This window comes from Streptomyces sp. NPDC001194, from assembly GCF_042896985.1.
Taxonomy (GTDB): Bacteria; Actinomycetota; Actinomycetes; order Streptomycetales; family Streptomycetaceae; genus Streptomyces.
Genome location: NZ_JBIAXU010000016.1, coordinates 173,626 through 179,625, shown reverse-complemented (window position 1 = coordinate 179,625; position 6,000 = coordinate 173,626). Strand labels below are relative to the sequence as shown.

7 protein-coding genes are annotated in these 6,000 nt (G+C 72.7%); 4 read left to right on the top strand and 3 right to left on the bottom strand.

Annotated features, from left to right (window positions below; translation table 11 throughout):
• Positions 1-84: 84 nt before the first annotated feature.
• Positions 85-534, bottom strand: a complete 450-nt coding sequence (locus tag ACFY1T_RS27225; protein ID WP_390790505.1) for a MarR family winged helix-turn-helix transcriptional regulator — start codon at positions 532-534, stop codon at positions 85-87.
• Positions 535-732: 198 nt separating this feature from the next.
• Here ACFY1T_RS27225 and ACFY1T_RS27220 point away from each other — a divergent pair, with 198 nt between their 5' ends.
• The 4 genes from ACFY1T_RS27220 (at position 733) to ACFY1T_RS27205 (ending at position 4,680) form a co-directional block, all read left to right on the top strand.
• A complete protein-coding gene (locus tag ACFY1T_RS27220) occupies positions 733-1,953 on the top strand; it encodes an MFS transporter (RefSeq protein ID WP_390790504.1) in 1,221 nt (406 codons plus the stop codon).
• A 62-nt stretch (positions 1,954-2,015) separates the two neighbouring features.
• Complete coding sequence (locus ACFY1T_RS27215) at positions 2,016-2,453, top strand: heme-binding protein (protein WP_390790503.1); 438 nt, start codon at positions 2,016-2,018, stop codon at positions 2,451-2,453.
• A 71-nt stretch (positions 2,454-2,524) separates the two neighbouring features.
• Positions 2,525-4,186 carry a family 20 glycosylhydrolase gene (locus ACFY1T_RS27210; protein ID WP_390790502.1) on the top strand — a complete coding sequence of 554 codons (1,662 nt, stop codon included), beginning with the start codon at positions 2,525-2,527 and terminating at the stop codon, positions 4,184-4,186.
• A gap of 62 nt (positions 4,187-4,248) precedes the next feature.
• The gene (locus ACFY1T_RS27205; RefSeq protein ID WP_390790501.1) at positions 4,249-4,680 is read left to right on the top strand and encodes a GNAT family N-acetyltransferase; all 432 of its coding nucleotides are present in this window, start codon (positions 4,249-4,251) and stop codon (positions 4,678-4,680) included.
• 46 nt (positions 4,681-4,726) lie between these two features.
• On the opposite strand, the gene ACFY1T_RS27200 is transcribed toward ACFY1T_RS27205, so the two are convergent.
• Together ACFY1T_RS27200 and ACFY1T_RS27195 are read right to left on the bottom strand one after the other, a co-directional pair.
• Positions 4,727-5,038: a DUF3040 domain-containing protein gene (locus ACFY1T_RS27200; protein WP_390790500.1), complete on the bottom strand. Its 312-nt coding sequence runs from the start codon at positions 5,036-5,038 to the stop codon at positions 4,727-4,729.
• A gap of 116 nt (positions 5,039-5,154) precedes the next feature.
• Positions 5,155-5,979: an endonuclease I family protein gene (locus ACFY1T_RS27195; protein ID WP_390790499.1), complete on the bottom strand. Its 825-nt coding sequence runs from the start codon at positions 5,977-5,979 to the stop codon at positions 5,155-5,157.
• Positions 5,980-6,000 lie beyond the last annotated feature (21 nt).

Genomic DNA, 6,000 nt, shown 5'->3' with positions numbered 1-6,000 from the left:
CCGATGACTTCCCAGGCCTGATCAGTCAGTTCATGACGTCGCACCACGAACGCAGTAACGACCAATCGACATTGCGGACACGCCCTAGGGGGTGTTCTCCACCGCCGCGACCAGCGGGGCGAGTTCGGGGTTGCGGCCGGCCTCGGCCAGTGCCTCGCGCAGAGCGGTGTCGTTCGTCGGCCGGGCTGCGGCGAGCAGGGTCAGGCCCGCCTCGCTCACGTCGGTGTAGATGCCCCGGCGGTCCGTATCGCAGATGTAGCGGTTCAGCAGACCGCGGTCCTCGAGCCGGCTGACCAGCCGGGTGGTCGCGCTCTGGCTCAGCACCACCGAGTCGGCCACCTGGTGCATCCGAAGGTGGCCGCCCGGGCCGCTGTGCTGGCGGCTCAGGACGTCCAGCAGCGAGTACTCGCGCACGCTCAGCCCGTGGCCGGCCTGAAGGGCCCGCTCGATGTGGGCCTCGATCCGCCCGTGCAGCAGGGAGAGGGCGCACCAGCCCTGGGCGAGGCCGGTGAGTGCGCTGTCGGTGGCCGTCATGGCTGCTCCCTGCTCCTTCACACCGCTTCCGGTGTTCCCGTCCCCGCGTTCCCACGGGTGCCCTCCCAGGATAGGCCACTGCCGCAATAGCCCGCGTTTGCAATTATCCCGCGTCTGCAATTAATGTGGACGCACGTAAGCGGCGACGGCAAGTGTCGCGGACTGCACCACCACCTCCCCCTTGAAGGGCACCCCCTCATGCCTCTCGCACTCCTCGCCCTGGCCATCGGGGCCTTCGGGATCGGCACCACAGAATTCGTGATCATGGGCCTGCTCCCCGAGGTCGCCGCCGACTACGGCACCTCGATCCCCACCGCCGGCTTCCTGGTCACCGGATACGCCCTGGGCGTCGTCCTCGGCGCCCCGCTCATGACCGTCCTCGGCACCCGGGTCCCCCGCAAGCGCATGCTGATGCTGCTCATGGGCCTGTTCATCGCGGGCAACGTGCTCTCCGCGCTCGCCCCCGCCTTCGGCGTCATGCTCGCCGGGCGCGTCGTCGCCTCCCTCGCCCACGGAGCCTTCTTCGGCATCGGCTCGGTGGTCGCCGCCGGGCTCGTCGCCCCCGAGAAGAAGGCCGGCGCGATCGCCATGATGTTCACCGGGCTGACCGTGGCCAACGTCGTCGGCGTCCCGCTCGGCACCCTCGTGGGCCAGACCCTCGGCTGGCGCGTCACCTTCCTGATCGTCGCCGCCCTCGGCGTCCTCGGCCTGCTCGGCATCGCCAGGCTGGTCCCCGAGCTGCCCCGGCCCGAGGGCGTCCGGATCCGCCACGAGCTGGCCGCCTTCCGCAACGTCCAGGTGCTGCTCGCCATGGCGATGACCGTCCTCGGCTTCGGCGGCGTCTTCGCCGCGATCACCTACATCACGCCGATGATGACCAACGCGGCCGGCTTCGCCGACACCTCCGTCACCTGGCTCCTCGTCCTCTTCGGCCTCGGCATGGTCGCCGGCAACCTCATCGGCGGCCGGTTCGCCGACCGCGCCCTGATGCCGATGCTGTACGTGTCCCTGGGCGCCCTGGCCGTCGTCCTGGCCGTGTTCACCCTCACCGCCCACCACAAGATCGCCGCCGCCGCCACGATCGTGCTGATCGGCGCCCTGGGCTTCGCGACCGTGCCTCCGCTGCAGAAGCGGGTCCTCGACCAGGCCGCCGGCGCCCCGACGCTCGCCTCCGCCGTCAACATCGGCGCCTTCAACCTCGGCAACGCGCTCGCCGCCTGGCTGGGCGGGCTCGTCATCGCCGCCGGCCTCGGCTGGACCGCCCCGAACTGGGTCGGCGCCGCGCTCGCCGCCTCCGCCCTGGTCCTCGCCCTCGTCTCCGGCGCGCTGGAGCGCCGTACGGCCGCCCGCACCGGCGGCCAGGGCCGGGCCGTCACGGCCGGAGCCCCGGCGTCCGCCCCCGTGCCCGCCCACCACTGATCCACGCCCCCCGCGTACGGCAGCCCCGTACGACATCCGCACCACGATCCAGGAGAACCCGCATGTCCGGCACCACCACCCCCGCCCGCACCGCCGTCGCCCCGCTGACCACCGAGGACGCCGAGCTCCTCGTCGAGGCGGCCCGCGCCGCCGCCGAGCGGGCCGGGGTCACGGTCAGCGTCACCGTCCTCGACGCCGGCGGCCACCCGCTCGCCTTCCGCCGCGACGACCGCGCCGTGCTGATATCCGGCGAGACCAGCACCCGCAAGGCCTTCACCGCCCTCCAGCTCGACGCCCCGACCGCCGACCTCGTCGACGCCGTCCGGCCCGGCGGGCTCTTCCACACCCTGCCCACCGCCCTCGACCGTCCGCTGCTGTTCATCGCGGGCGGGCTGCCGGTCCACCGCGACGGCCGCCTCGTCGGCGCCATCGGCGTGGGCGGCGGCGCCCCCGACCAGGACCACGGCTTCGCCGCGGCCGCCCTCGAAGCGCTGGTCTGACCCTCCCGACCCGGCCTCCGGGTCGCGCGCCCCCGTCCCCCGTGCCACTTTGGTACGGGGGACAGGGGTGCATGATGCGAGAGTCCGGTCAGGTTCGGCCACGGCAGGTCAGGCGGAGCCACGTCATCGCCACGGCGGTCGTGGCCGCGCTGGTCTCCCTCGCCGTGCCGGGGTGCACGGCCGCCTCCGACGAAGCCCGCAGCCCCGGGGAGTCCGGCACCGCCGGAGCCACCGTCCCCGCCGGCACGCCCTCCGCGCCCGGCGCCCCCGACCCCTCGCCGACCCCGTCGTACGCCCTGTCCACGGCCCCCCGCACCATTCCGGCCGTACGGGAGCACACTGCGGCCCGCGGCCCCGGCTGGAAGCCGGCCGCCGGCGCACGGGTCGTCGTACCGCCCGCGAACGCGGCCGCCCTCGCCGACGAGGGCAGGCTGCTCGCCGGCGAACTGGGCATGGGCTTCGCGGAGACCGCGGACCCGCACACCGGAGACGTGGAGCTGGCCCTCGGCGCCAAGACCTCCGGACCGCCCGAGTCGTACACGATGACCGTCCAGGGCGGGCGGGTCCGGGTCACCGGCCCCGACGAGGCCGGGGTCTTCTACGGCACGCGCACCCTCAAACAGGCGGTGAAGTCCGCGGGTTCGGCCCCCGAGGGCACCGTGCGCGACGCTCCGGCCAAGCCGCAGCGCGGGCTGAACCTGGACATAGCCCGCAAGAACTTCACCGTCGGCTGGATCGAGGACGAGATGCGCCGCATGGCGGACCTCAAGCTCAACCAGCTCGGCCTGCACTTCTCCGACGACCAGGCCTTCCGGATCCAGTCCGACACCCACCCCGAGATCGTCTCCACGCCCCACCTCAGCAAGGCCGACGTCCGGCGGATCACCGCCCTCGCCGCCCGCCTGCACATCACGGTCGTCCCCGAGCTCGACTCGCCCGGCCACCTCGGCGCCGTGCTGCGCGCCCACCCCGCCCTCCAGCTGCGCGACGTACAGGGCAGGGCGGTGAAGGGCGCCGTGGACATATCGAACCCGGCCTCGGCCAAGCTCGTCGACGAACTGCTCCGCGAGTACCTGCCCCTGTTCCCCGGCGGGTTCTGGCACCTGGGCGCCGACGAGTACCAGGCGCTGGTCTACCGCGACCCGCAGGCCTCCTTCCCGCAGCTCGCCCTGGCGGCCCGGCAGAAGTACGGACCCTCGGCGCGCATCCAGGACCTGGCCGAAGGCTGGCTCGACGACCGTGCGGACGTGGTGCGTCCGGCGGGCAAGACGCCCAAGGCGTGGAACGACGGCTTCTTCACCGGGGGAGTGGTCCAGGCGGCCAAGGACATCCAGGTCGAGTACTGGACGGGCAAGGAGACCGGGGCCCGGCCGCCGCTGGAGTACCTGCGCGAGGGCCGCAAACTGGTCAATCTGAACGACGAGTACCTCTACTACGTGCTCGGCCAGCCGAACCAGTTCACCTACCCCACCGGCAAGCGGATCTACGAGCAGTGGACCCCGCTCGTGCTGCGCGGCACCACCCCGGTGCCCGACCGGTACGCGGCGCAGATCCTCGGCGCCCGGCTCGCCGTCTGGAGCGACCTGGCCGGGGCCCAGACCCAGGCGCAGGTCGCCGAGGGGATTCGGCTGCCGCTCGCGGCGCTCTCCCAGAAGGTCTGGGACGCCCGCCCGCCGCAGCCCGCCTGGACCGAGTTCAAGGCGCTCGCCGACCGGCTCCAGCCGCCGGGCTGAGCCGTCCGGACGTTCCGTAAAATCGCTGGCCCGAGCCTTGGCCGCGTTGCTTGGATGCCGGGATGAACACGGAACTGCCGGACGGCTGCGAGCTGTCCACCGACCCCGCCCGACTCGACGCCGAGCTGATCCACCGCTGGCTGTCCGAAGACTCGTACTGGGCCCTGGGCCGCAGCAGGGAGAAGCAGGACGAGGCCATTGCGCACTCCCTGAACTTCGGCGTCTACGACACCGCCTCGGGCGCCCAGCTCGGCTACGCCCGCGTCGTCACCGACCGGGCCACCTTCGCCTGGCTGTGCGACGTCTACGTGGACCGCGCCGCACGCGGCAGGAACCTGGGGACGGGCCTCGTCGCCGCGATCCGCGACCACCTGGCCCCGTACGGGCTGCGCCGGGTGATGCTCGCGACGGCCGACGCGCACGCCGTCTACGCCAAGGCGGGCTTCCAGCCCCTGGCGGACACGGAGAAGTGGATGCTGTTCGGCGAGCAGTGACGAGGCGGTCGCTCCAGGACACGCCCTACGACCGCCCCACGACGGCCTACGGCCGATCTGCGTGCTCCCGGAGCTGCCAGCGGCGGCGGATCCACCGTCCGACCAGCGGCAGGGCCAGGACCACGGTCAGGGCCCAGGCCGCGGCGAACCCCCAGATCAGCGGGGGCGACACGGTGACGGCGGCCGCCACCAGCAGGGCCGCGGTCAGCGCGGCCAGGAGACAGGCGGCCAGGACGCGGTAGCGCGGGCGGGCGTGCGCGGCGCGCAGGATCCGCTGCAGGGAGCGGTCCGCTTCGAGGTCGGCCTCGATCGCCGACAGGGCGCGCCGCTCGTGGTCGGACAGTCCGGCTCCGTCCATGGCGACCTCCATCGGCCGGCGTCGCCGGGCGGCGCGCACCACAGCCTCTGGCCTGCGAATACCCGGCAGGGGGCGGCCCAACCCTCGTGGGCCGCCCCGTGGCTGCCGGGGCGGGGTCACCAGATGGAGTTGACCCACTCCGGGTGGTCGATGAACGGGTTCCGGTTGTGCTGGAACTGGTCGAATATGACCTGGTTGCGGCGCTGCTCGAAGGCGTCCGGCGGGTCTTGCTGGTTCCACTGCTTGAGCACGCTGATCCGGCCGATCGCCGGGGCGCTGCCGTTGTCGACCTTGTCGTTGACTTCCAGGTTCGCGAAGCCGTCGCCGCCGTCGTAGCGCACGGCCATGTAGAGCAGCATGCGCGCGACGTCGCCCTTGACCGCGTCGCGCGGCTCGAAGGAGTCGGAGTCGGTGAAGCTGCCCGGGGCCTCGGCGACGGGGCTGCCGCCCATGTCGAAGTCCTTGTTGCCGCGGGTGCTGTTGACCGTGACGTCCTCCGGGCGCAGGTGGTGCAGGTCCGTGCCCGGGCCGGTGGCCGTGCCGAAGTCGCCGTGGCTCTTGGCCCAGACGTGTTCGCGGTTCCAGTCGTTGGCTCCGCCGCCGTTGGTGGACTTGGACTGCGAGCGGCCGGAGTAGACGAGGATGACGTTGTTCGGGTTCGCCGGGTCCTGGTCGGTCACCTTCAGCGCGTTCCACACGCCTTCGTAGGTCACCTTGGACTGGGTCTTGATGATGTTGTGGAGCGCGGTCTTCAGCGCGGCTCCGGTCTTGCCCTCGGCGGCCGCGTAGTACGCGTCGGCGGATGCGCCGGCGGTGGTGGCGGCAACGTCGGCGTGGGGAGCCGCCGTGGCCCGGGAGCCGGCCGACGCGGTGGCCGGAATGAGGGCCAGGGTCGCGACGGCGAGGCCGGCGACCCAGGGGGCGCGTGGGGAGATCTTCATGATGTGGGGGATACCTCTTCG